The sequence below is a fragment of the Arcanobacterium phocae genome, assembly GCF_900105865.1.
Taxonomy (GTDB): domain Bacteria; phylum Actinomycetota; class Actinomycetes; order Actinomycetales; family Actinomycetaceae; genus Arcanobacterium; species Arcanobacterium phocae.
Map to the genome: position 1 here is coordinate 109,278 of NZ_LT629804.1, position 25,835 is coordinate 135,112.

Annotated in this window: 22 protein-coding genes; 9 read left to right on the plus strand and 13 right to left on the minus strand. The window is 50.7% G+C overall.

Annotation, left to right across the window (positions count from 1 at the left end; all coding sequences use genetic code 11):
• The first annotated feature begins 6 nt into the window (after positions 1-6).
• Together BLT51_RS00485 and BLT51_RS00490 are read left to right on the plus strand one after the other, a co-directional pair.
• Positions 7-3,720, plus strand: coding sequence for a multifunctional oxoglutarate decarboxylase/oxoglutarate dehydrogenase thiamine pyrophosphate-binding subunit/dihydrolipoyllysine-residue succinyltransferase subunit (locus BLT51_RS00485; RefSeq protein ID WP_091278613.1), 3,714 nt, complete (start codon positions 7-9; stop codon positions 3,718-3,720).
• Between the two features lie 122 nt (positions 3,721-3,842).
• Positions 3,843-4,460: a GDSL-type esterase/lipase family protein gene (locus BLT51_RS00490; protein WP_172801277.1), complete on the plus strand. Its 618-nt coding sequence runs from the start codon at positions 3,843-3,845 to the stop codon at positions 4,458-4,460.
• A gap of 3 nt (positions 4,461-4,463) precedes the next feature.
• Here BLT51_RS00490 and BLT51_RS00495 read toward each other — a convergent pair whose 3' ends face one another.
• The 4 genes from BLT51_RS00495 to BLT51_RS00510 all read right to left on the minus strand — a co-directional run bounded on the left by BLT51_RS00495 (position 4,464) and on the right by BLT51_RS00510 (position 10,870).
• A complete protein-coding gene (locus BLT51_RS00495; protein ID WP_091278618.1) occupies positions 4,464-5,243 on the minus strand; it encodes a heme ABC transporter ATP-binding protein in 780 nt (259 codons plus the stop codon).
• Position 5,244: 1 nt separating this feature from the next.
• On the minus strand, positions 5,245-6,294 hold the full coding sequence (locus BLT51_RS00500) for a FecCD family ABC transporter permease (protein WP_091278620.1): 1,050 nt from the start codon (positions 6,292-6,294) through the stop codon (positions 5,245-5,247).
• A 3-nt stretch (positions 6,295-6,297) separates the two neighbouring features.
• A complete protein-coding gene (locus BLT51_RS00505; RefSeq protein ID WP_091278622.1) occupies positions 6,298-7,365 on the minus strand; it encodes a heme/hemin ABC transporter substrate-binding protein in 1,068 nt (355 codons plus the stop codon).
• An 82-nt stretch (positions 7,366-7,447) separates the two neighbouring features.
• Positions 7,448-10,870: an HtaA domain-containing protein gene (locus BLT51_RS00510; protein ID WP_172801278.1), complete on the minus strand. Its 3,423-nt coding sequence runs from the start codon at positions 10,868-10,870 to the stop codon at positions 7,448-7,450.
• 392 nt (positions 10,871-11,262) lie between these two features.
• Between BLT51_RS00510 and BLT51_RS00515 the strand changes: the two genes are divergently transcribed.
• Complete coding sequence (locus tag BLT51_RS00515; RefSeq protein WP_091278627.1) at positions 11,263-12,327, plus strand: DUF5692 family protein; 1,065 nt, start codon at positions 11,263-11,265, stop codon at positions 12,325-12,327.
• A 280-nt stretch (positions 12,328-12,607) separates the two neighbouring features.
• Here BLT51_RS00515 and BLT51_RS00520 read toward each other — a convergent pair whose 3' ends face one another.
• Complete coding sequence (locus BLT51_RS00520) at positions 12,608-13,648, minus strand: hypothetical protein (RefSeq protein WP_091278629.1); 1,041 nt, start codon at positions 13,646-13,648, stop codon at positions 12,608-12,610.
• Positions 13,649-13,815: 167 nt separating this feature from the next.
• Here BLT51_RS00520 and BLT51_RS00525 point away from each other — a divergent pair, with 167 nt between their 5' ends.
• Together BLT51_RS00525 and BLT51_RS00530 are read left to right on the plus strand one after the other, a co-directional pair.
• Positions 13,816-15,063, plus strand: coding sequence for a DUF5692 family protein (locus BLT51_RS00525; RefSeq protein ID WP_091278631.1), 1,248 nt, complete (start codon positions 13,816-13,818; stop codon positions 15,061-15,063).
• 153 nt (positions 15,064-15,216) lie between these two features.
• Positions 15,217-16,182 carry an SPFH domain-containing protein gene (locus tag BLT51_RS00530; protein ID WP_091278634.1) on the plus strand — a complete coding sequence of 322 codons (966 nt, stop codon included), beginning with the start codon at positions 15,217-15,219 and terminating at the stop codon, positions 16,180-16,182.
• Positions 16,183-16,337: 155 nt separating this feature from the next.
• On the opposite strand, the gene BLT51_RS09015 is transcribed toward BLT51_RS00530, so the two are convergent.
• From BLT51_RS09015 to BLT51_RS00565, 8 genes are all read right to left on the minus strand, one after another.
• Complete coding sequence (locus tag BLT51_RS09015) at positions 16,338-16,919, minus strand: P-loop NTPase family protein (protein WP_157672837.1); 582 nt, start codon at positions 16,917-16,919, stop codon at positions 16,338-16,340.
• A gap of 104 nt (positions 16,920-17,023) precedes the next feature.
• Positions 17,024-17,098 (minus strand): 50S ribosomal protein bL37, encoded by a 75-nt coding sequence (locus BLT51_RS09440; protein ID WP_372443439.1) that lies wholly within the window; start codon positions 17,096-17,098, stop codon positions 17,024-17,026.
• Positions 17,099-17,217: 119 nt separating this feature from the next.
• Complete coding sequence (locus BLT51_RS00540; RefSeq protein WP_091278638.1) at positions 17,218-17,499, minus strand: mycothiol system anti-sigma-R factor; 282 nt, start codon at positions 17,497-17,499, stop codon at positions 17,218-17,220.
• A complete protein-coding gene (locus BLT51_RS00545; protein ID WP_091278641.1) occupies positions 17,496-18,104 on the minus strand; it encodes a sigma-70 family RNA polymerase sigma factor in 609 nt (202 codons plus the stop codon). The genes BLT51_RS00540 and BLT51_RS00545 overlap by 4 nt, the downstream gene beginning before the upstream one ends.
• Positions 18,105-18,216: 112 nt before the next feature.
• Complete coding sequence (locus BLT51_RS00550) at positions 18,217-19,377, minus strand: N-acetylglucosamine-6-phosphate deacetylase (protein WP_091278644.1); 1,161 nt, start codon at positions 19,375-19,377, stop codon at positions 18,217-18,219.
• Positions 19,374-20,150, minus strand: a complete 777-nt coding sequence (locus BLT51_RS00555) for a glucosamine-6-phosphate deaminase (RefSeq protein ID WP_091278646.1) — start codon at positions 20,148-20,150, stop codon at positions 19,374-19,376. The genes BLT51_RS00550 and BLT51_RS00555 overlap by 4 nt, the downstream gene beginning before the upstream one ends.
• Before the next feature lie 39 nt (positions 20,151-20,189).
• On the minus strand, positions 20,190-20,861 hold the full coding sequence (locus BLT51_RS00560; RefSeq protein ID WP_091278649.1) for an N-acetylmannosamine-6-phosphate 2-epimerase: 672 nt from the start codon (positions 20,859-20,861) through the stop codon (positions 20,190-20,192).
• Positions 20,861-21,781 carry an ROK family protein gene (locus tag BLT51_RS00565; RefSeq protein ID WP_091278650.1) on the minus strand — a complete coding sequence of 307 codons (921 nt, stop codon included), beginning with the start codon at positions 21,779-21,781 and terminating at the stop codon, positions 20,861-20,863. Before BLT51_RS00565 ends, BLT51_RS00560 begins: the two co-directional genes overlap by 1 nt.
• 119 nt (positions 21,782-21,900) lie before the next feature.
• Here BLT51_RS00565 and BLT51_RS00570 point away from each other — a divergent pair, with 119 nt between their 5' ends.
• From BLT51_RS00570 to rsgA, 4 genes are all read left to right on the plus strand, one after another.
• On the plus strand, positions 21,901-22,659 hold the full coding sequence (locus tag BLT51_RS00570; RefSeq protein ID WP_091278653.1) for a FadR/GntR family transcriptional regulator: 759 nt from the start codon (positions 21,901-21,903) through the stop codon (positions 22,657-22,659).
• A gap of 66 nt (positions 22,660-22,725) precedes the next feature.
• On the plus strand, positions 22,726-23,238 hold the full coding sequence (locus BLT51_RS00575; protein WP_091278655.1) for a hypothetical protein: 513 nt from the start codon (positions 22,726-22,728) through the stop codon (positions 23,236-23,238).
• Positions 23,239-23,265: 27 nt separating this feature from the next.
• Positions 23,266-24,615: a 3-phosphoshikimate 1-carboxyvinyltransferase gene (gene aroA / locus BLT51_RS00580; RefSeq protein ID WP_091278656.1), complete on the plus strand. Its 1,350-nt coding sequence runs from the start codon at positions 23,266-23,268 to the stop codon at positions 24,613-24,615.
• A 6-nt stretch (positions 24,616-24,621) separates the two neighbouring features.
• Positions 24,622-25,647: a ribosome small subunit-dependent GTPase A gene (gene rsgA, locus BLT51_RS00585; RefSeq protein WP_091278659.1), complete on the plus strand. Its 1,026-nt coding sequence runs from the start codon at positions 24,622-24,624 to the stop codon at positions 25,645-25,647.
• The last annotated feature ends 188 nt before the right edge of the window (positions 25,648-25,835 follow it).

Consider the following 25,835-nt stretch of genomic DNA (forward strand, 5'->3'; position numbering starts at 1 on the left):
ACGACAGTGACGTCATCTCAATCAGAGGAATTTGGAGCAAACCAAAACTTCATCGAAGATCTATACACCGCTTATCTTCAGGACCCACAAAGCGTTGGCCCGCAATGGAAAGAGATGTTTCGAGAGTGGAAAGTTGCCGGTCGAAAACCGATGTCAACACCACCTATTTCCGAACAAACCCAAGACGCGCAACGTTCGGTACATTCATCGCATAGCCGGAAAGCTACTGCATCCACCAACGTCACCCGCTCTGACCTACCGCCACAACCACGCTCGGCCGCACAGCCAGCAAAAACTCCATATGCAACTAAGTTCAATCTTAAGCCAAAGATTGATGAGATCTTTGAAAATGATCAAACCGAATACGTTCAGCTCAAAGGAGCAGATCGCGGCTTGGCCAAGAATATGGACGCCTCTCTCGAACTGCCAACGGCTACCACAGTCCGTGCGCTTCCGGCACGAGTCATGTTCGACAATCGGACAGTGATCAATAAATATCTTGCTGCTACGCGCGGCGGAAAGATTTCCTTCACTCATCTCATCGCTTATGCAATGGTCGAAGCTCTTTCTGAGATGCCGGAGATGAATTACTCTTACGAGGTAAACGAAGCTGGTAAACCTGCTCTAGTTAAACCAGCATCCGTCAATCTGGGAATCGCCATTGACGTTGCCAAGCCTAACGGTGAACGTACCCTCGTTGTACCGTCTATTAAGAGCGCCGAGCACATGACGTTTTCGGAATTCTTAGTCGCATACGAAGACCTCATCAAACGCGGCCGCGACAATGCGTTAACGATCGATGATTATCAAGGAACAACAGCGTCACTCACAAATCCCGGCGGTTTCGGGACTACCCATTCAATTCCGCGCCTTATGAAAGGCCAAGGTCTGATCATTGGCGTTGGCGCAATGGTCTATCCGCCAGCTTTTGCAGGGACTGCGGAAGCACAGCTTGCCCGCATGGGGGTATCTAAAGTTGTTCACATTACTTCAACGTATGATCACCGAGTCATTCAAGGGGCAGCCTCGGGACGGTTCTTACGATTACTCGAACATAAACTCTTGGGTCTTGACGGGTTCTATGATCGCGTCTATGTTGCGTTACATATCCCATACAAGCCATTTGTGTGGGAAACCGACGTCGAATACGATGCGGAACGCGAACTTGGCAAACCGGCACGTATCGCTGAGCTTATCCACGCTTATCGTTCGCGCGGACATCTTATTGCGGACACTGATCCACTATCGTTCCATATTCGCCGCCATCCTGACCTTGAAATCCGCTCATACGGGTTAACACTCTGGGACCTAGACCGTTCATTCCCGACCGGAGGCTTCGCTCATTCATCTCACCTGACACTGCGGGAAATCCTCGACCAACTCCGCGAGGCCTACTGCCGCACTGTTGGTATCGAATACATGCATATCGTCGATCCAGCACAGCGTCGCTGGTTCCAGGATCGTCTTGAACGGCCAGCCCAACCGGCAACCGCGGAGCAACGTCGTCGGATCTTAACGAAACTCAACCAAGCCGAAGCATTCGAAACATTCTTGCAAACCAAATATGTCGGCCAAAAGCGTTTCTCGCTTGAAGGCGGCGAATCGTTGATCCCGGCACTTGACGCTATTTTGGAAGGCGCCGCCGCTTCTGGCTTGTCGGATGTTGCAATCTGTATGGCACACCGTGGGCGCCTCAACGTATTAACCAATATCGCGGGTAAATCCTATGGCCAAGTGTTCAACGAATTCGACGGCAGAATCGATCCAACAACAGTCCAAGGATCTGGTGACGTTAAATACCACCTCGGAACTGAAGGCGTATACACCTCCCCCGATGGCCAAGAAGTTGGCGTCTATCTAGTTGCGAACCCCTCACACTTGGAAGCAGCCGACGGCGTGCTCCAAGGTATTGTGCGCGGCAAACATGACCGAATCGGCTTCGATGACTCGTTCTACCCCGTCTTGCCAATCCTTATTCACGGTGATGCTGCACTGTCCGGCCAAGGCGTGGTATGGGAAGTCTTCAATCTTTCCCAGCTTCCGGCCTACAAGAACGGCGGCACAATCCACATCGTGGTCAATAACCAAATCGGATTCACAACTTCGCCGTCGTTGGGCCGGTCTTCACGATACACAACAGATATCGCGAAAGGTTTGCAGATCCCGATTTTTCATGTCAATGGCGACGATCCCGAAGCTGTTGCACGCGTGGCTCGCATGGCACAAGAATATCGCGAAGCATTCCATAAAGATGTCATTATCGATCTCACCTGTTACCGCCGGCGCGGACACAACGAAGGCGACGATCCATCAATGACTCAGCCAGTTATGTACTCTCTTGTTGAGTCGAAGCGCACAACGCGACGTATCTACGCCGAAGCGCTCGTAGGCCGCGGCGATATGACTGCCGAGGAAGTGATCGAGCTGGAGTCGACGTATCACCAAACACTCGACGAAGCATTGAACTCCGTACGCGACTCTGCCAACACTCGTACCGAATCTGAAGAACAAGCAGCTGAGTCTCTTGGAATACCACAGTCACAAGCTGATGATGCAGGCGACATGCTCGGCTGGCAGACCGCAACCACGCCTGACGTGTTAGCGCGCATTGGCGCCGCCCATGTGCAAGTTCCAGAAGGGTTTACCCCACACAAGAAGATCATGCAGCTGTTCACGAAACGTGCACGCATGGCAACCGAGGGCAACATCGACTGGGGATTTGGCGAACTGCTTGCATTCGGGTCCCTGCTTATTGAAGGCGTTCCGGTACGAATGTCAGGCCAAGACGTTCGACGCGGCACGTTCGTACAGCGCCATGCAACTGCACATGGCGTTGGAACCGGTACCGAATGGACGCCGCTACAGCATCTGACTGAACACCAAGCTGAACTGAATATCTACGACTCCGCCCTATCAGAATATTCCGTGATGGCATTCGAATACGGCTACTCAGTCGAACGGCCGGACGCGCTTGTTGTGTGGGAGGCCCAGTTCGGTGACTTTGCTAATGGCGCACAGACCGTCGTCGACGAATTTATTTCCTCCGCAGAACAAAAGTGGAATCAAAAGTCCTCGCTAGTACTCATGCTGCCTCACGGCTACGAAGGCCAAGGGCCAGACCATTCCTCGGCTCGCATCGAGCGCTATCTGCAACTGTGCGCGGAAAACAATATGATCGTGGCCCAGCCGTCAACCCCGGCCAACCACTTCCATATGTTGCGTCGCCAAGCCTACCAACGTCCGCGTAAACCGTTGATTGCTTTCACCCCGAAGCAACTTTTGCGACGCAAGGGGGCTACCTCGCCAGTTGAGGCGTTTACCTCTGGAACATTCCAGCCGGTAATCGGGGAACATCGTAGTGATGTGAACGTGACCCGCGTGATTATGTGTACCGGTCGTCTTTACTACGATCTGCTAGAACGGCGAGATAACGACGGCGATACCTCAGTAGCAATTATTCGTCTCGAACAACTCTATCCACATCCAGTGGCTGAATTACAGGCTGAGCTAGCTAAATATCCAGGAGCGGAACTGCTGTGGGTACAAGACGAACCGGCCAACCAAGGCGCATGGCCACACTTAGCACTCGAAATGTTCTTGCCGATGGGTTTGCACGTACGGCGAGTATCCCGCCCAGCAGCCGCTTCAACGGCTACCGGTTTGGCAAAGATTCATCAAGCTCAAGCGACTACGCTTATTAACGAAGCGTTTGCTCGATAGGATGTGTGCGCCACAAACACGTACAGAATACGATGTGTGGCGCACTCAATCCACGTTTTCCTGATATTCCAACTAAGATAGGACAGTAGAAAACAGCTGAGCACAATTTTCGGAGAATGGCCATGACCAGAGACAGCATAGAACATCCGACGCGCATCCTATTCGTTGGTGACGAACTCGTTGCCGGATTTAGTGATGCCCGCGCCCTAGGGTGGACAGGTCGAGTCATGGCACGCACTGCCTGCGAACCGCCACTCATGGCGTTAACACTCGCCACCCCAGGCGAAGGCACCGAAGCGCTTGCCGCCCGGTGGGAAAACGACGTCGTTACTCGAATGGATCGTGGCGGCGATAATCGGCTTGTGCTTGGTCTGGGTTCACATGACCTCGACCACGGCTTGTCACTTGCCCGCTCCCGGCTCTATGTTGCCAACATTTTAGATAATGCAATGAGTTTAGGCTTGGCGCCGTTCGTCGTCGGACCACCGCCACGAAACGATCAACCGCAACGTAATCAACACGATCTCAGCCAAGCATTTGCTGATGTATGTACCCGTCGCAACGTGCCATTCGTCGATTGCTTCACGCCACTTTTCAATCACGAGCAGTGGATAACCGACATGTCAATGACCGCAACCTATACCCCACGACAAGCAGGATACGGGCTTATGGCATGGCTCGTGTTGCACCAGGGCTGGCATTCCTGGCTCGGAATTACCTCGCCAGAACAAATGGCGTAACAGTTATTCTGGCAAAATAACTAGCCGTCCGTCAGCTACTCGTGCTACTGTGATCGGCCAATCGTATACGCGCGACAGTAACTCACTGTTGAGTACAACGTCTGGGACGTCGTAAGCGGCAATCGAGCCGGAGCTCATCAGCGCGATTCGGTCGCAGTGCGCTGCAGCTAGTTGCAGATCGTGCATAACCGCGATCACCGCATGGCCAGCTGCTGCCAGTTCCCGGCAAATTTTCATTGTGCGTTCTTGGTGAGCAATATCTAATGCTGCCGTTGGCTCATCCAAAAATACGACACTCGCCTCTTGCGCGAGCACACGAGCTAAGGTCACTCGTGCCTTCTCGCCGCCAGATAGCCGAGTGACATCGCGGGTTTCAAAGCCGCCCACATCGGTGCGGATGAGTGACTGGGCAACAATCTTATGGTCTTTGTCTGGATCTGGATCCCAACATTGACGGCCCATCGCAACAATGTCATGGACCATATAGGAGAACGGGAATTCGATTGTTTGTGGCATGACTGAGCGGGTCTGAGCCAGTTCGCGGCGCGCAAAGTCAGTCAGATCTTTACCGTGATAGGCCACCGATCCGGACTGCGGTTCGAGATCGCCTGCCATAATTCCAACTAGGGTGGATTTTCCGGTGCCGTTAGGACCAAGCAAGCCAACTACTTCACCATAATTTACGGTAAGTGACACATCGTCGAGAATAGTGCGAGCGCCATAAGAAAAACGGATGCCGGAAACACTAATGGCGGTCGTGCCGTGGCGAGATGAAGAAGTCATATTATCGTCCCATCCGTAGTCGGGTTCGTAGCAGGATAAAGAACGTTGGGCCACCAACAAGTGCAGTGAAAATACCGATAGGGAGATCAGCAAACGGGATAATTGTGCGTGCCGCTAAATCCGAAAGAGTTATCAGAAGTGCACCGGCAAACATCGATGCCGGAAGCAAAACCCGATTAACTGGGCCGAGAGCTAGCCGCATCACATGTGGAACAATCAAGCCAACGAACGCAATCACACCAGCATAAGAAACAGCGGCTGCTGTTAACAGCGTCGCTAAGGTAATTGCGGCTAGCCGCAACCCTTGGACGTTGATTCCCACGTGCCCGGCGGCTCGTTCACCCAGTGATAGCGTATCGAGTTTTTGCGAGAGCGTAAATGACAGCGCAATCCCAATAATGACGACGACGGCGACAATCCATACATGCGACCAGACAGTTCCGTTCAGCGATCCCATCTGCCAGAAAACGATGTGGTCGCGGGCCGTCGTCGGCGCAATATAGGTAGCAATTGAGGCGAGAGCCGTGCATACTGCGGTAACCGCAATACCGGTTAAAACCAGCACAATCACATCTGCTTTGCCCTGCGAGCGAGCCAACATGTAAACGATCGCTGCTGCAGCGAGTCCAGAAGCAAAAGCAGCCAACGGAACCGAAAAGCCTGCTAATGCGTTGGGCGCAAAAACGAGTGCAAGTGCCGCACCCACCGATGCACCTGATGAGACACCGATAATTCCAGGTTCGGCAAGCGGATTGGAGAAGACCGCTTGCATAACAGCACCTGCCACAGCGAGCGCCGCCCCCACCAACAATCCCAGGCAAATACGTGGAAAACGAATATTCCACAGTGTTGAGAAAACTAGCGGATCTTGGGGATAGTCAGTTAAGCCAGCCGGTGCAAGAAGCGACCGGAAGACATCACTGACGCTGATCGCGTACTGTCCCAACAGCGCTGATAATAGGGTGGATAAGCATAGAGCGATAATAACAATTCCGAAACTGATCGTTATTCTCATTTTGCGTCGGGCAAATCCCGCTGCGGCAGATACCATAGTTTACTTAACTCCGTATAGGGCGCGGGCTACCGCCAAAAGCGTTTGCCCGGTTTGAGGTCCGAAGGATAATGATAACCCGTCTGGGATCGCGATAACACGTTGTTTTTGGCCGGCACGAGTTTCGGAAACTCCAGGCCGAGCAAGGAAGCCATCCATACCTTCAGTAGATTCCAACCCTGCACTCATCGTGAAAATGACTTCTGGGTTGAGCGACACCAGCGCTTCAGCATTCGCTGGGGTCACACCAGTAATGCCCTGTTCACTTGCTAGATCTTTTGCCCCGACTGCCGAAATAAGTTCGGTGGCTCCTTCCTTCGTTCCCAGGATAAAGAACACGCCACCGGTTCCACGCACATACAAAAATGCGGCTTCTAGTGGCTTCTCTGGTGTCCACTGCTTAATCTGCTCTAGAGCCTCATTCGTTTCTTTTTCAGTGCGCTCTGCTAGCGCCTTTCCTGCGGCTTCGTTTCCGAGCGCACGCGCGATAGCCATGATTAACGGGGTATTTTTGTCTAAACCACGCTCTGCATCAATCAGAACCAGCGGAATACCTGATGCCCGCAATTGGTCGATTGCTTCTGGTGGGCCAACGCTACGATCGGCAAGAATAACTGTAGGCTCGAGCGACAAAATTGCCTCGGTATTCAAGGTATGCCCATTTTGGGTCACAACCGGTAGCTCGGCAAGCTGTTTTTCCGTAGAAGAAACAGTGCGTCCAACCAAGTTTTTTCCGTAGCCGAGTGCGATAACTGTTCGACTCAATGTTCCGGGCAAATCCATTGCAAGGATCCGCGAGGTGTCCGTAATGGTTACTTCGTTGCCTTCGGCATCAGTGACGGTTACTGGTAGCTTTTGTGTGAATTTACCTTCGATAGGATCGGGATCCGCAATATCTGGAACTACCGTAAGACCGTTTAAATCGTGAGGATTTGGCAGATCAACAGATTGACTCGGTTGCGTTTGAGATGGTTGTTGCTCTTTGGCAGCTTCGCTGGGATGCACCGGCGTAGAACACGCGGTCAACGCCAGGGCTAGCACTGCTAGGACAGAAGTGACTTTTAGTTTCATATTTTTCTCACGGGACGGCGGTGTGGAGTACAAGATCTGTACTCCACACCGCTGGTTTGGTTAGCTATTCGGATGTTCCGTTTTACTTTTGGTCAACACCGGATACGACGTCGAACGTGTGACGACGGCGTAGCCCGATCATTCCCATGCCTGCAAACAGGACGAGAATCGACACAGCAAGTAAGCCTTGAGCGTCCAGACCGGTTTGAGCCAAGTTACCGCCGAATGCATCATATTCGATGAGTTCACCTGTTTCTGGGTCGCAAGCGGTGGCGGGAACAAGCTTAACGCTTGACGACATCGGCGCTAGTTGTTCGCCTGCCTTGTAGAACCCTGCGAATGCCTTTGCTCCAGCATCGGTTAAGTTAACTGAGGCACCGCTAAAGTTGAGTGCGCCGTCGGTAACGTTAACGCCACTGAAGGTGATGGTTGCGAAGTTGACTCGACCAAGGTTGAACTTCTTGCCACTCATATCGGAGCCAGAAACGGTCATGTACAACGATCCACGGTTTCCGTTGATAGCGATGCTCGGGTTGCTGATCGTCATGTCAAGGATGCCATCGTGGCCAGTGAAATGGACTGTTCCACCGTAGTAGATGTTTCCAGTGCGAGTTGAAGTGTTGAAAAGACCACCAGTTGCTGGGAAATTGAAGTTTGCTCCATCCCATGATGCTCCGCCACCAAGTGTCCAACCGCCGTGTGCGATGGATCCACGGATATAAGTGGTGAACGAGCTACGCAATGCCCAGGAGAGATTACCTGATGTGATGCGCTTCTTGTTTGGGTCTACCGCACACTTCTTGATCTGCTTGGCCTTTTGATCTTTGTTTGCATCAGAGTTCGATGACTTATCGTCTGAAGGCTTGGTTTGGGAGTCCGAAGCATTTGCATCAGACTTCTTATCTTCGTCTTTATCGGACTTGGGCTGGTCATCATTTGGTTTAGTCTGATTGTCGTCTCCAGTTGAACCGTTATTGTCCGGATTTGGAACATCTGACTTCTTGACGTACTTAGACTTCACAGTCACCGTGATTGGGTCAATAACTAATCCAGCATCGTAGAAGTCAGAGAAGGCATGAGCACCCTCAGTGGTCAGAGTTACTGTCGCGAACTTGAGCGTTGCTTCTTCCGCAACGGCCTTCTTTGGAGCGTCTAACGTTGCGGCCATTGGCTTAGCAGAATCCGTCTTGACAACGCGTTCTGGTTCAGAGAGTGTCGCAATAGCAGCGCGGACTGTCTTTAGCTCACCTGAAGGCTTGAACCCCTTTGGATCCAGCATTGCCTTAGGAACATCATTTTTATCAAAGGGACGTGAAGTGACAGTAGCATATAGCTTCCACTGTCTGTTCTCCTTCTTGATAGTAGGGTGTGAGATCGTAAGATCAAGTAAGCCGTGATGCCCGGTGAAATGTACTTTTCCACCGAAGTTAGCTTCAATAAAATCTGATGGCATAAAATCCTGACCAGCCTTGAGCGGGAACTTAAATATACCCGTAGCGCCTTCAGATAGTTCCCACTTGCCTTGGGCGATGACACCACTGATGTACTTGCGGAAAGATTCCTTAACACCCCAGTCAAGGTCTCCAGAGACAATCTTTACAAGTTGGTTTGCCTCTTCTTCGGCCTTACGAGCTTCCTCTTCTGCCTTACGCTTTTCCTCAGCCTTACGAGCCTCCTCAGCCTTACGCTTCTCTTCAGCCTTACGAGCCTCCTCAGCCTTGCGCTTCGCTTCTACTCTCTCCTTAATTTCTGCAATTTTCTTTTTTAGTTGCTTATCTTGATCTGCATGTTTCACTAGAACAGCATCTTTAGATAGAGGATTAAGTAACTTGTTGACATCTTCCTCGGCTTTCGGAAAATCTGCCACAACCTGCTTAATTCGATCAGTGTACTGCTCTTTCACTTTCGTGAGATCTTTAAGAGGGGACCAATCCGTAAAAGCATTTTGTGCAATTTTAAGACTTTGAACATAGTTGGCATAAGGTGCTTTTGCCCATATACTAAAAGGCGAGGGATCGGAAATAAAGTTATTCCTGATGTTCAGTTTTCGAATTCCCCTAGTTTCGGGAAGACTCCCCAAATCAGAAATCAGATTATGTGAAAGATCAATTTCACTAACGAAAGGCACTTTATTCCATTTGGAAATATCCGAAATACGGTTATGTGATAAATCAATATTCTCGAGAGTATCCTCAGTATCCCAACGAAGTTGGTCGATATTAGATATTCGATTATTGGAGAAATTTAAGGAAGTGATGTTATGTAAACCATTGATCGGCGATACGTCCTCGATATAGTTTCCCGACGCATCAATCTGCTGTATTTTAGGAGACTTTTCTAAACCTCTAAGGGACGTTAAAAGATTGTTGCTAACAGTAACATCTACTAATTTTTGCAAGCCACTTAAAGGACTAAGATCACTTATTGAATTCTGATGGAAACTAATACTGGATAAGTTTTTGGCATACTGAAGTCCCTCTAGAGATAGAATATTGAGCGCAGCACACTTCAAAGACTGAATGCTCTCCATCGTTTTATTGGTTATAGGCAGATGATGAGCTACGTCGTACTGACTGCGAATACACTTCTCCAATCCAGGATCTAAATCTTTCACCTCGATCAACGGATCATCACTATAAACCGGTCCGTTCGAAGGGTTTTTAAAGGCAGAGGGAAATAGCTCCCAAAGTATGGGTAGCGGCGCTTTCTCTCCATGCATTCCGACTGTAACAACAAATGGAGCGCCCACTTCTCCCTGGTAGAATCCGACGAGATCTTTGACTTTTTCAGTAAAAGTTGGCTTTAAGGATGAAATAACAACAAAACTACCTCTATCATCAATCGCCAGATCGTCTAGCTTGGCGAGAACTTCTCGCCGCAAGGTGACTTCTCCCTCTTTCGCCATAGTTCCTTTTGTATATCCATCCACAATAAGTTCTTTTTTCGCAAAGTCAATGGTCGGATTTTCGATCTTGACATGCAATATATCATTATACTTTGACCAAAATGCCTCTCCTTGAAATTCTAAAACACCCGTCTTACCCGACAGATCAATTTTCTGTCCAGGTTTAGCGGACCAAATCAAATTTCGACCTTCTCTCTCACCCGATGTAGAGACTCCAGTCAAGCGCTCACCTTCAATGCCAACATACTCACGGAAAGACTTCCGGAAATCCCAGTTGGCGTAGGCTTCCTTGACCTCAACCAACCCCTCGTCAACAGCAGATTTTTCGGCCGATTTTTCCTCAACTGATTCTTTTTCGGGAGCTTCCTGAACCAGCTTTTCCTCTGGCTCACTTTCAGTCGCGGCTGGAGACGCCTGAACAGTGACAGGTTCTTCCGCGGTTTCTTCGGTTTGCGGACCAGCTTCCGAAGCCTCATTGCTTTCTGAAGCGCCAGCTACTACCGGCGATTTTCCAGATTCTTGGTCGGCCGCAAATGCAGGCACAGCATTTGCGAACATCAATGCCGTAGCCAACGCAGTGGACACGAACATCTTTCTCATAGTGGAGCCCATTAGTGAATTATTCTCCTATATTTAGGCGACGAATACGTCAGTATCTTAGTGACAGCCTAATGTTACTTAGGCACACCTAATTAATCAAGACACTAACTATCGCTTGTCAGACATGTAATAGACAGCATAAGAACAAGAAACTGTTAGGGACACATACATTTTAGGGCGTCCTAAACATTCGAGTCCTTGACGCGAAACTCCCAACCTCCCCAGACCGGCTTTCATTACATTTGTTCGAAATCTGCACGGCTAGAAATTGACACTCTATACAATTTCGCCATTCACCACTGAATAAAGTCCTACGTTATACACGCGCTTAGGGATACAATGGGTAATTATGTTACACATAACACATTTCCGCACAAAGAATTAGGGTGACTATGTTTACTGAAATTCCAGCTCTGGATTACCCCGTGCTGTTTGCCTTTGAAGTCGGCGAATGGCAAGACTATCTCATGCTTATTGTCGTTACTGCAGCTCTAGCATTAACAGCTTGGTTAGCTCAGCGCAATAAGTGGGTTGTTCTTGCAGTTTTCGTTATCGCACCAGTTCTCCTGACCATTTTCTGGTGGCCATACTCCACTCAGGGCACGAGAGCGGAGGGATGGTTCCCTATTGTGAAGCAATACTCAGCGCTAGCTGGTTCTCTATCTCTTGTCGGACTGCAGTATTCACAAAAGCTTCGCAAGAACCAGTGGTACCTGATGATTCCACCAATTATTCTTGCGATCAACATTCTTGAAGCTGTTATTCGAGATTTCCAATGCGCAAACATTCATGGCCTGGATTCGGCAACCGGGTTAACCATTTCTGGCGGAGCTTGGAACTATATGAATGGCATTGCTGGCATTCTCAACCTTCTAGCTATCTCTGGTTGGGTTGGAATTTTCGTGGCCAGTAATAAGAGCAAAGCGATCATGTGGGGCGACTTAACCCTGGGGTGGATCATTGCTTATGACCTCTGGAATTTCGCTTACGTCTACAACTGCTTGCCCGATCGCGCCTGGTACTCTGGTCTTGCTCTGCTAGCTTCGTGTACAATTCCAGCCCTATTCCCGCGGATGCGTGGTTCATGGATCCAGTTCCGCGCCTACACATTAACTCTTTGGTCCGCAGTTGTTCTTACATTCCCGCATTTCATGCACGACTCAACGTTTGCTCACCGCTCAAGCTATAACGAAACCGCGCTATTCATCTTCTCGTTCCTAGCCCTTGTTGTAAACATCATCGTCTTCGGCTACCACATCTACCGGATTACCACATTCAAGCGTAATCCATTCAAGGTGGAGATCTACTCCGATACACCGGAATACATCCGCATGGTACGCAAGAATGCTTCCAATGAAGACAAGGTTACTATTGCAGCCCGCCTTGGCAAGACTCCAGAACAACTTGGATACAGTCGCGCACCAAAGCGACACAAGGGTCTACGCACGAAGCGCTGATCAACTAAAACACTAAAGTGAGCGGGGCAATATCAAGTAGGTATTGCCCCGCTCACCATGTTGAATTAATTATTCTTGACAATTTTCCCCACTTCTTCTAACACACCTTGCATGTTCGTTCTCTGCCTGCTTCGTATTTCGACGACGAAGTTTTCACTACACACATGACGATCTTTCTATAAATGACCATCTTGCAACACAATAACCATCGTGTTCGTATCTCAAAAACAGATAGAGGGGCAACGCCTTCCTGGCGCTGCCCCTCTAAAGTTATCTCTGATTACTTATCGCTAGCTGGCTTCTTCTTACCCCAGTTCTTAAGGTAAGTCTTCTCCTTCTTCTGGCGAATCTGCTCATCCCAAGAGAACTCTGGCTCTTCCCAATCAGTGAAGTAGTCTTCATCGACTATGTCAGCCCACGGAGTTCCTGGTCCTGTTGGTGGCCAGTTCGGGTTATCTGTTACCGGCTCACGGATCTCAGCAACGGCGGGCGCCTGCCGCCCGTAACGCATCCATTGCGTATACGTTTCTTCGAACAGTGGCGTGCCATCCCAACGACCAGCCGGCGTACCTGTATTAAACCAACGCCCACCTAGAATTCCACGCATAGCCTTTCCAGTATGGTGTTGCTTCTTCCGGAACTCAACTACTCGCTTCACATACAAGTTCTGCAAGTGGGTCATGACTCCACCAATCAATTCGATGTTAATCCAATTAATTGCGGAGATAGTCGGATTATCCGGCTCAAACCCAATGCGCCAATGGTTAATCAATCGACACCGATCACCCTTAAGTGGAACGAAGTAGAAGCACCATGCAGCAGCAAAATGCTTCATGAATGGGAAACGGAAGGCATAAGACCCCGGTGCAGCTGGCGGGTTCTTGGTATCAACCCACTGCACCATATACTTACCTGGAACGACGTCTGCCCATTCCATAGACATACCATGGAAATCGAATGCTGCGATATCGCCCGGCATCATAGAATCTGGTTGTTGAAACTCTTCTTGAATTTCGTATGAATTAAAGAACGGAAGGCGTGCGAATGTGCGCTCTAAGAACTCAGAGCTAAACGAGCCCGATTTCTCTGCACCAATTTGCTTAAAAATTCGATACACAGCATAAGCCGGTGCATCAATATCAATAGCGTAAGTTGAGGAGTATCCGTTCTTATAGTTAGCGTCGATTAAATCGTCACCGGGATAGACCCACTCTTGTTCTTCTTTCGTTGCCTTACCCGTCAATTGACTAAATGTCACCATACCAGCAAGACCACCGGCTGCAACAACACCACCGAGCTTGGCCCACGTTGATCTTTTCATTGATTCCCCTTTTCGTTTTAGTCACGGCCTGCGACCAGTCACGTCTCTGTGACGTTAGTCTCCAGTATCTCAGATTTTTATCGGTAACATTGAGGAGAAAGTCCCAACCTCGACAGAACGTCAACGTTGAGATGCCTTCTTTCCGCCTTATATTCAAAGGAATACTCATGTCATCACTTTTTTTGTGGGAAATTGGTACCCCTACTGTTTATATTGCCTGGATCATTGTGCTGATTGCTCAGATCGCTATTGCTGAGATTAACCGCCGATGGAACTGGACAATTTTTACACTGTGGACTCTTGCTGGGATTGCTGTTATGCCATACGTGATTATTCACGGTGTGCCAATGGTGGGCTGGTTCCCATTCGGTAAGTTCGTTATCATGATTGCTACCGCAACCATGACTGGATACCTATTGGCATTTGGAAAGCGTCACCCAGATAAGGCTCGCAAGTACGCACTATGGATGGGTGTAGCATTATGGCTTGGCCTGTCAATTAACATCATGGAAGCCAATATCCGTGACATTACCATCTTCTTCCAAGCCGACGAATACTACGCTTGCGCTGCCAGCGCTGACTGTCTACAAGGCATCAACGCGACACACTCTATTGATGTTCTCAATGGCTTGCCAGAATCTCGCAACATTACAGCCCCGCTCCATTCGGTCGAATGGTACCAGGCACTTGCTTCTAATTTTGAGGCAAACCACGTAGGTATTGATCCAGCAACTGGTTTCCGCACCATTGGCGGTCACTGGAACCTTGTTTCAGCACTTGCTGGCCTACTGAATATCATCACAATCACTGGTCTCGGCAAGATTTTTGTTACCTCAGAATCTAAGGCTAAGACTGCAGACGGCAAGAGTCGCGTTCGTGGTCTTATCTGGGTTGACATGGTGTGGCCATGGGTAATTGCTTATGATTTATGGAATCACGCTTTCCTCTACAACGCTCTGGCTGATTACACGTGGTACTGCACATTCGCACTGTTGCTCGCTTGTACGATTCCAGCATTCACATGGGCAAAAGGTCAGTGGATTTGGTTCCGTTGCTTCACACTCATGTTCTGGATCGCGGCAAACAACCTTCTGCCTGAGCTACTCGTCAAGCCAAGTTCGATGACGAACTATGCCACGATGAACCCAGTTGCCAATATCGTCTGTGCATGGGCGGCCCTCATCTTCAATCTCGGCTTGTTCATTTACTGGCTCTACAAGATCATCAAGCACAAGCGCAACCCACTCACCAACTGCTTGTACTTCGAGATGAGCGAGTTCCGTACGATTGTTCGCCACCACGCCGATGAGGACACCGCACGTTGGCTTACCAATGAAATTCCGGAAACTCCCGAGGAACTCGGATTTATCGATTCCACTTCAAAGCCTGCGAACAAAGCGAAGCATAAGAAGTAAGGGAGCTGGCGAGCATAGAATGCGCATGCCACGCAATAAATAGTGGTTATGGTCTGTTTTAAAGCCAGATATGCAAACTCTATGCACACTCTTCACCTAACCTCTAAAAAGTGATATCATTTTTATATCACTTTTTAGAGGTTAGGACTTTATATGGACACATCAACACCAGTCACGGTAGCCGCCGACCCGGTCGGCCACTCTGGCATCCGGGTAGATGTAACAGAAAAGAAAGCATGGGCACTAGGATCAGCTGGAACGATCCTTCTCTTTTTCAGCATCTTGGCAGCTATCGGACTCTCCTCATGGTTCTTCATCCAAGGCGCGATTGCGCAGGATAATGGCACTGCCACCACTCAAACAAATGTCGTCATGACTATATGCGGCATCGTCTTCTTACTGGCATTCTTTTTACTTACTGGATTCACGATCGTTTCCCCGGGTGAGTCTCGCGTCGTTCAGCTTTTCGGAACCTATATCGGCACGATCCGGAGTACTGGGTTCAGTTACACCATCCCATTCACTAATCGTAAAAAAGTTTCAGTGCGCGTACGCAACTTTGAAACCAACGAGACGAAGGTTAACGACTACTCTGGAAACCCCATTAATATCGCAGCAATTGTTGTCTGGCAGGTCGCAGACACCGCGAAGGCGCAGTTCTCGGTTGAAAACTATGAAGACTTTATTAAGTCCCAATCTGAGTCAGCACTCCGTCATATCGCCACTCAACATCCTTACGACTTTCCTGTTGATGGGCGTTCCTCTCTGCGCGGTTCAACCGAGGACATCAGCATTGAGCTAGCTAATGAAGTTGCCGAGCGAGTAAGTGTTGCCGGCTTAGAAATTGTGGAGACCCGCATTTCTTCCCTCTCTTACGCTCCTGAAATCGCCCAAGCAATGCTACAGCGTCAGCAGGCTGCAGCAATCGTGGATGCTCGCGAAACAATCGTTGACGGCGCCGTCTCCATGGTTGAGATGGCACTCGATCAGCTCGAACAGAAAAGCATTGTGGATCTTGATCCAGAACGACGGGCCGCAATGGTATCCAACCTGCTCGTAGTTCTGTGTTCTGATGGACAGACACAACCAGTCATTAATGCTGGAGGTCTTTACCAGTAAGCTTATGACACCCCGCAAAGCTATTTCGTTACGCCTCGACCCAGCGGTTCACGATGCCGTTGCCCGCTGGGCCGAGGACGATTTGCGCTCAGTCAACGCGCAAATCGAAGTCATTCTTCGAGATGGGTTACGAAGAGCTGGCCGACTCCCTGGCACTACCGGTCAGTTACCGAAACGCGGACGGCCGCCAAAAAAGCCTCCGCAGCAGACGGAGACGTAAGGCGCACTACAGGTATCCCAGTACTCCTGTTCTCCTGCTCTCGCATCCATTGGCGCTTTCGTGAAAACGAAAGGAAATGCCAACGAATAATCGATTCGGAGTTAAATAAACGTCTCCACGTTTCGATATTCCCATTGCATACATGCTCGCGCCTAATCACTCGTTTAATTGAGCGTTTAGTCAAGCGCCAGAGTGAGACGTACCGCGGATAGTCAAGAGCTACTAACAAATCTGCGCGCGAAAAAATGACATCTTTGAATTTTCCCCACGCTGAATCGCATACCCATTCGGGTAATTGCGTGAACTGATCTGCCAACGCACGCATCTCATTTTCGTCCCGATTTTGCCATACCGCTTCCGAAGCTGGCGCAAAACCAATTTGTTCGTCAACAAGACACAGCGGATAGTGACGGAGTTGCGCAAATTCCCGAGCTAACGTTGACTTTCCGCTTCCAGTAACACCATAAAACAGCACTCGCCGAGCTGACACGATCTCATGTTCATGTGCTATTGGCATTGGATACGCACCTTTCTCGTACAAACGTATGACAAATAAAAGAGAGCGACTAAAAGTCGCCCTCTTTTATTCGGATCTGTGATCCTCAAGCTTCGGACCCAAAATCAGGTGTTGGGACGCTTGCCGTGGTTAGAACCGCGCTTCTTGCGGTCACGGCGCTTACGCGAACGCTTCGACATTGTGTACTCCTTAACCTTCGGCCGTATTTTTACGGCACGACAAGACTATATTGTACCGGGTAATAACTCATCCCGTCACATCTATACATGATGTAACGACTCACGCCCAAACGACGACGTTATCCACAGATCACCTGAACAATTTTGGCACGTAATTCGGCCGGAGCAATATCTCCGTGGCATGACCGCTGTAACGCCAGCCGTACCCGTATTTCGCTCCGTATTGCTTCACCACAGTGATCACACGCCGCGCTATGTTGCAGAAGCCGCTCAGCTTGACTTGTTGGCATATCTGCATCAACTAATTCAAATAAGTGTGTGAGGACTTCGGAGCAATCACATTCGATATCAGCACAGTGACACTCATCTAGTTGCGCCAATAATTCATCGAAACGTTTCATTTTGTCTCCTTAGCCTTCTGCTTCACTTTATACCCCAACCCATGGGCATAGTCACGGAGAATCTCTCTGAGCTGAGTTCTCCCCCGATGAAGCCGCGACATAACAGTCCCGATAGGAACTCCAACAATATCGGCTATCTCTTGGTACGAGAATCCTTCAATATCAGCCAAATAAACAACTGCACGCCGATCATCAGATAATTGTTCCAGAGCTTCTTTGATCTCTGAATCTGGCAGGTTTTCTAAGGCCTCAGCTTCTGCTGACATCATGCCACGCGAATCGTGGTTAGCAGCCGCAAACTCTTGCCAATCTTCTACTTGATCCGAATCGGCTTCTTTAGGACGACGTTGAGCCTTACGATAGTTCGAAATAAAAGCATTGTTGAGGATGCGGTACAACCATGCTTTTAGGTTAGTCCCCTGCTTAAACTGATGAAACGCCGCAAAAGCTTTCGCATACGTTTCTTGCACCAGATCTTCTGCATCTTGCGGGTTGCGAGTTAGACGAAGTGCGGCACCATACAACTGATCGAGAAGCGGCAACGCCTGCTCCTCGAATTGGTGCGATAACAGCTTACGATCTTGGACTGAGACTACATCGTTCATCAGGAGATAGTTTACCGTAGAACGCCAATCCAATTCGCATCACAGTCCCACGATAAGTAAAACGGGTTATCAACACACTAAAGTGCCGATAACCCGTTTTAGAGCAAACGTATTATGCGCGCTGATAATGCACCATATTGAGGTCGCCATCAAACGCCACAAAGTTTGGCTTTTCGCCTTCAACAAAATCAACCGTCACACCTGGCTCGTCACCACGTAATGCGAGCGCACGAACTGGTCCAGCCACGCAACAACGGACAGCGGATTCCATGCTCAAATGGCCACCGCCCACCATGCGCTGAATTTCTTCAGCTAGCCGTGCCGTACCACCAGCGATAGCGCCACCATCAGTTAACCGGGCAACCCCATCCACGATAGTGACTGCCAGCGAGCCGAGCACGTAATCACCATCTGGCATTCCTGCACCAGCCATTGCATCGGTCACGAACACAACGCCATTCATTTGACCAGAGTTTTCGATCACTCGAACCACATCGGCCGCTAGATCAGGATGCACGTGAATCGTGTCTGCCACAAGCTCAACAACAGTTTCACCGCGGCACGCTGACGAAATCAGTTCGCGCACCGGACCTGGCTCACGATGAGCAAGCGTTGGCATAGCGTTAAATAAATGGGTGGCTGTTTGCGGTACGTCGATTCCCTTAGCACGACCGTATTCAGCAGTACGGGCAATCAACTCGCGTGCCTGCTCCGTCGTCCCGCTGGTGTGACCCCACGAAGGCAACGCACCAAAATCAAGTAGCAGACATGCCGCTTCGAAGGCGTTATCAACTTCCGGAGCAATTGTCATAGTTTTGATCCAGCCCTTGCCAGCTTCCAGCCATGTACGCAATTCGGCCAAATCTGGGTTGCGCACCGCAGCCGGATTCTGGGCGCCGCACTTGTGCGGGGAGATATACGGACCTTCCATGTGAATACCTAGCAATTCGCCGGCTTCACATGCTTTCACCAGATTCTTGATGGCTGGTAGTGGATCAATCATGGATACGGTCGACGCAATCATTGCGGTAGTGCCCATGCGTCGGTGTGCCTCAATCGCCGTGTAGACGCCCTCAAGGTCAGTCTCATCTGGGAACGAAGCTCCGCCACCACCATGATTGTGAATATCAATCAGACCAGGAGTAATCCAGCCTTCAGGTAACTCATCGCCGGCAGGCAGAATACGAACCAGAACGCCGTCGTCGTCCACTTCCAAACCGGCGCCAACAAGTTCACCTTGGCCGTTAAGAACTTTTCCTGCAAAAACGCTCATCGTAGCGACTCCCAGCGTTCCATGTAGAACTCTTTAAGTTCAAGCTTGGCCGCGGCTGCTTCATCTAAGAAAACTACAGCTTCTTGGTGCATCTGCAAGATCGTTGCTGGCCACTTTGCCGAGACGCTGCCTTCTACGAGCTCGCGGACTGCGTCCGCTTTGCCAGCGCCAGTAGCGATCAGCAACGGCACACCACATTCCATGATGGTACCCAATCCTTGAGTGATGCAGCGGGTTGGGACCTTGGATAAGTCGTTGTCGAAGAAGCGGGCATTATCTTCACGGGTTTGAGCCGTCAACGCTTCGACGTGCGTACGGGAAGTTAACGCGCCGCCCGGCTCATTGAAACCGATGTGACCATCGGAACCGATGCCTAGAATCTGCACGACGACGCCACCGGAGTCCTTGATTGCCTTGTCATATGCTTGAGCTGCTGCATATGGGTCTTCCGCAGAGCCATCTGGCGTGTTGAGATCTTCTTCGCGCAAGCCGGTACGTTCATCACCAACGAGCTGGGTACGCAACACATTGCGGTAACGCTCTGGGTGTTCCGGATCGATGCCGATGTACTCATCGAGTGCAAAAGCCTTGAAACCTTCGAGCGAGAAAATGCCGGCAGCATGCGCATCGCGCAATTCCTTGTACAGTGGCAGTGGCGTTGACCCTGTTGCTACTCCAACGACTTTCCGATCGGATTCGTTGAGCTTGGTCATGAGATAGTCAGCAGCTGCTTTTGCCAGCGTTTCTTCATCTTTAAAAATACCGACGTACATATTCGTCTTCTTTCAGTTGAGGAGTAATTGAGTGAAATATTATTTTGTTGCGTTGATGAACCAGGATGTGATCGAGGTTGGGTGAGTGATGGCAGTCCCGACGACGGCGGCAAACGCACCTGCTTCAAGAACCTGCCGTGCCTGGTCTGGGGTGTGGATCCGCCCCTCGCAGATGACTGGCATATCCGGGAATGCCGAAACCATCTGAGCAAGGAGCTCAAAATCTGGACCATCGGTTTTCGGGCGGTCTCCGGTATAGCCGGCGAGCGTGGTTGAGATGATGTCAGTACCAGCTTCCACTGCACGCTGAGCATCTTCGAACGACCCGCAGTCTGCCATGGTCAAGATTCCGTCTTTTTTCAGCTCAGCAATTGTTTGAGCGTAAGTCAATCCGTCTGGACGCGGCCGACCCGTTGCGTCAATAGCGACGATGTCAGCACCGGCCGTTGAGCAGGCGCGGGCATGGCGCAATGTTGGAGTAATGTAGACGCCTTCATCGCCCTCTTTCCACAAACCAATAATTGGAAGTTTTACCCGGCCTTTAATCGCCGAAATATCTGCCAGACCTTGACACCGGATTGCTGAGGTTCCGCCTAGTTCAGCTGCCCGCGCCATCTGTGCCATGGTTTCGGGGTGACGCAACGGTTCACCCGGATAGGCTTGCACTGAAACGATAACAGTGCCCCGTAACGATTCGATGAGCTGATTCATCAGTGATTCTCCCTTGAATAGTAATAGAGGGCGGCGCCGAATAATGGGGCGTCTGATCCTAATTCACCGTTGCGTAGCTCAAGGCCCGCAACAAAATCCATAGCGCTCGCGCAGTATCCGCGGCGCACTTCTTTCCACCACAGGTCCCCGGATTTCGTCATTGATCCAGAAAGGACGACGACGGAGGGGTCAATCGCATTAGCTAGGGAACCAAGCGCCTCACCGAGGGCGTATCCCGACTCCGCGAAGGTGGCAATGGCTAATTCGTTTCCACTTTCAGCTAGGTCTTGGAGTTCGCGCCCGTTAGCTACGGTTATCCCGTCGGCGCGCGAATTAAACCAGTCGGTTATTCCTGAGCCTGAGCAAATGGCTTCGATATGGCCTTCACGTCCACATGAACACGGCTGCCCGGCGGCATAGTGGTGGTGAATATGGCCGAAATGGCCAGCTAAGTTATGATCCCCGAATACAATATGGCCATCAACAATATGTGCACCGCCAATTCCCGTGCCCACGGCGCATGCCAGAACAGATCGGAATCCACGCCCCGAACCTAAGAGCGATTCGCCTAACCCATGAGCGTGAACATCATTAATAACCCAAACGGGCTTACCGGTTAGTTCCCGGAGCATCAAACCTAAGGAGGTTCCGCCCCACCCTGGCATAGTGCCAGTTGCTGAGACAATTGCACCAGTTTCTGGATCTACTACGCCGGCTGATGCCACGGCTACGCCGTCGGCGTCGTACCGGGAGACAAGTTCGGTTGCTAACTCACCGATGCGCTGAGCTACTCGTGGACCGCCGTCGAAAGCTTGAGTCGGGATTGAACCACGCTCAGTTACCATTAACGCGTCCGGCTGTCCTGCTACAATGGCCCAGCCAACTTTAGTTCCGCCAATATCTAAAGAAAGAAGAACCACCTTTGCTCCTGTACTCCCTCGTCACATTACACACCGTTCCAACACAATGCGCTAAACTTGTTAGCACATTCTGTTAAATAACAGGGCAACGTTGCCTTGTGTTCGTTACAATTAAGCCTATGTTGTCAGACAAATCATTGCAAGCGATTCTGGATAAATACAGCACTCCGTCATCGAACGAAAACACGATGATCGGTACCGTGATGCGCTCAACCGCCACTATGGACGCCATTAAAGGTTACATTCTCAACCATCGGTTGAAGCCAGGCGACCCGCTTCCTACCGAAGCAGAGTTGTGCGCAGATCTAGGAGTTTCTCGTTCTTCGGTGCGCGAAGCCCTCCGCCAACTCGCTGCACTTGATATTGTCACTGTTCAACAGGGACGTGGCTCTTTTGTGGGTGCGATGTCCCTTGAGCCACTGATCCAGACGCTAATCTTGCGTAACGCTCTTGATCAGACGTCTGGAAAAGCTAGCTTGCGACAGGTTGTTGCTACCCGGAAAGTTTTAGACTTGGGCATTGCCGACGACGTCGTCACACATTTCACTGGCACGCACAATCCGAAACTCCACGCGCTTGTTGATACGATGGTCGAGCATGCAACTCACGGTCAGACATACCTCGATGAAGACATCGCCTTTCACGAAGCCCTGACCGAGTTCGCTGGAGATTCGCTTATTTCGCAGCTGATGAGCGCGATGTGGCTTGTGCATCAAGCATTCATCCCTGGTCTTGAGGCACCGGCAACAGATGAATTGACTGCCACCGCGCATGCCCACCGCGACATGTTGGAAGCAGCCGAAGCTGGCGATGTGGAAGCCTACAAACGGGCAGTTGATGCACACTACGGGCCACTGGCTAGAATTATTGACCTGTAACTTCATTTTCAGCGCAATTTTCGCTGTTCGCCAGACTATGGTGGACGTGGACGGTAAGCTGTAAGCATGGCTATTGTAAATAAACTTGCTCGTCCGTTACTCGCAGCTCCGTTCATTGTTGCTGGGCTCGATGCTTTATCTAAGCCTCAAGGACATCGTGCGCCAGCGCGCAAGCTTTGGGGATTAGCTCAAAAGTGCGGAATTGATCGTAAACTCGGCATCAGCGAACCAACTGATGACACTCTTGACCTTCTGACTCGTTCGTGCGGTGCTGTGGTCACTGTTGCCGGTGCCCAGCTTGCTCGTTCCCGCGCTCCGCGTACTACCGCTCTCATTTTGGGATTAACCCAAATCCCACTTGCACTGGCTAATAACCCGGTGTGGGAGAAGAAATCTTACACAGAGCGCAAGAAGGACATTTCCGGATTATTAGCTGCAGCTGGACTCATCGGTGGTGCCCTCATCGCTTCTATGGACCGTTCTGGTAAACCATCGGTGGGCTGGCGTGCGGCTCGGCTAAGTGAGCGTGCCGTTGAAAACGCTTCCCAGCGTTTCGATCAATTATCGGCAGGACGCTAAGTCGCGAGGCTTCATGAGTATTCGCTCATGAATAAAATATCTGAATGCCGTGGCGTAGCCTGGTGGCAGGCTCCGGCTTTGCCACCGTCTGCGCATCTGTCTAGCACGGTTCGGCTACCCGGTTCTAAATCACTAACTGCACGCTGGATGCTACTAGCGGCAATAAGTACCCAGACAACTCGCCTTGTCGGTGCTCTCGACTCAGCCGACACCCGGGCAATGGGCCGCGCACTGGCGCAACTTGGTGCTCGCGTGCATTGGAATCTCGACGCTTGCGTCATCAAGCCTTTTCCACGTAGTGACACCGGGCAACTCATCATTCGTGGCGGGGTACATATTAATGCCGGCCAGTCCGGCACGGTCATGCGCTTTATCTTGCCATTGGCCGCTATGGCACACGGCACGGTGACGGTTGATTGTGCCAATAATGCACGCCATCGTCCCATCAGCGGGCTTGTTACAGCGCTAGGCGGGCTTGGTGTTTCTATCGCTTCGCAGCCCGCCAATCGGTCTGGCTTCCCGCTAACTATTCATGGGAGAGGCCAGCTTCTCGGCGGTACAGTTACAGTTGATGCACGAGCATCTTCACAATATATTTCAGCCTTGTTGTTGGCTGCCCCGCTCATGAAAAATGGACTCACCATCCATCTTGCACATCACGAGCTGCCGTCAGCTCCCCATGTGGAGATGACGATTCGCGTACTGCAAAGCTGCGGGATCGACGTCGTCGTCAGTGACGGATCGTGGGCAATTCAACCACCGGATTCTTCTCAGATCACTCTCCCCCACGACGTTACAATCGAACCTGATCTTTCCAATGCCGGTCCATTCCTAGCAGCCGCGATGGTCGCAGGTGGGACTGTCACAATAGAAAACTGGCCAGCTTACTCACAACAACCGGGGATGGCTTACCTCGCGTTACTTCACCGCGCCGGCGCAACATTCGCTGAGAAATCCCCCGGCAACCTCACATGTCACGGACCGGCCACTATCAGGCCACTTTCGGTTGATATGCACGACGTCGGCGAACTCGTCCCAACTATTGCTGCAATATGTGCATTCGCAGATGGGCAAAGCCACTTATCCAATATCGGACACCTGCGCGGACATGAAACAGACCGGCTACAGGCCATTACCAACGAATTGACTAAACTCGGCATTTCCGCAACCACCACCGCAGATGACCTGATCATTAACGGACATTCGCGAGCGCTCCACGGCACAGACCTCGATTCATATGCCGATCACCGTATGGCAACATTCGGCGCGATTCTTGGATTACGTGTTCCCGGCATTCGAGTTGCTAATATGGAAACAACGGCAAAAACATTCCCACAATTTGTCAACATGTGGGAAACAATGGTCACGAATGGATGAGCATAGGTGAGTAGACGCGATATTGGCACTGATGATTACCGGGTAAAAGTACGTCCGGGTAAACCCTCACGCCCACGCACCAAAATTCGTCCAGACTATTCGGCAGCACCACGCGGACGCGTCTACCGCGTTGATCGGGGACGCTACCATGTACGGATGCTGGGAGACGGCACGAACGTTGTGGCAGTAAAAGCGCGTGAACTAGGCCGGCGCGGAATCGTCGTCGGCGATATATGTGCGATGGTTGGTGATTTGTCCGGCCGAAAAGATACGCTGGCACGCATTGCCGAAGTTGACGAACGCCAAACTGTGCTACGCCGTGTGGGTGAAGAAGGCGAAGCCGCTGGAAACGAACGCATTATTGTGGCCAACGCGAACCAGTTGGTCATCGTGGCGGCGTTAGCTCAACCAGAACCACGCACGGGCATGATTGACCGGTGTGTGGTTGCCGCCTATGACGCTGGCATGGACGTTATTTTAGTTCTGACCAAATCTGATTTAGCACCGGCAGATGAGTTACGTGCAATCTACGAACCGATGGGTTTAGATATTGTGGTTACCAGCGTGGTCGACGACGCCGATTCCGACGACGGTCTGGCTCGCCTGCGCGAGGAACTAACTGGTCGTGTCTCGGTACTTGTGGGACATTCCGGGGTCGGCAAGTCAACGTTAATCAACGCGCTGATTCCGCAAGCCACCCGAGAAACTGGGCACGTTAATGAGGTGACTGGCCGCGGCCGGCACACCTCGACGTCAGCGATGGCATTCGATTACCTTGGCAATGGAACTGTTATTGATACCCCCGGAGTGCGCACATTTGGGTTAGCGCACGTTACCCCAGACGGTTTGCTGCGCGGATTCCCTGATTTAGAAGAGATTGCCGCCAACTGTCCGCGTGGATGTACCCACGAAGACGGCGTGATCGAGTGTGCACTGGATGATCCAGAATTCGTTGAGCCCGGTTCAATGTTGGAAACTCGGGTAGAGTCCTTTAGGCGGCTCTTAGCTTCGCGTGGGAAGCAAGAGTGGTGAGACTATGTTTACGCGTCGTCGGTTGCATGTCATCATAGAGCACTCCATGGTGATTGGGTAATCTATCCCAATCACCATAGAAATGGGCACGGTATTACGAATGGTATTGCCAGCCCGATGCGATAGCATGCTCTAACGTCTGTTGATGCCGGATAAAATCTCGAATATCAGCACGATAGAGCTGTATA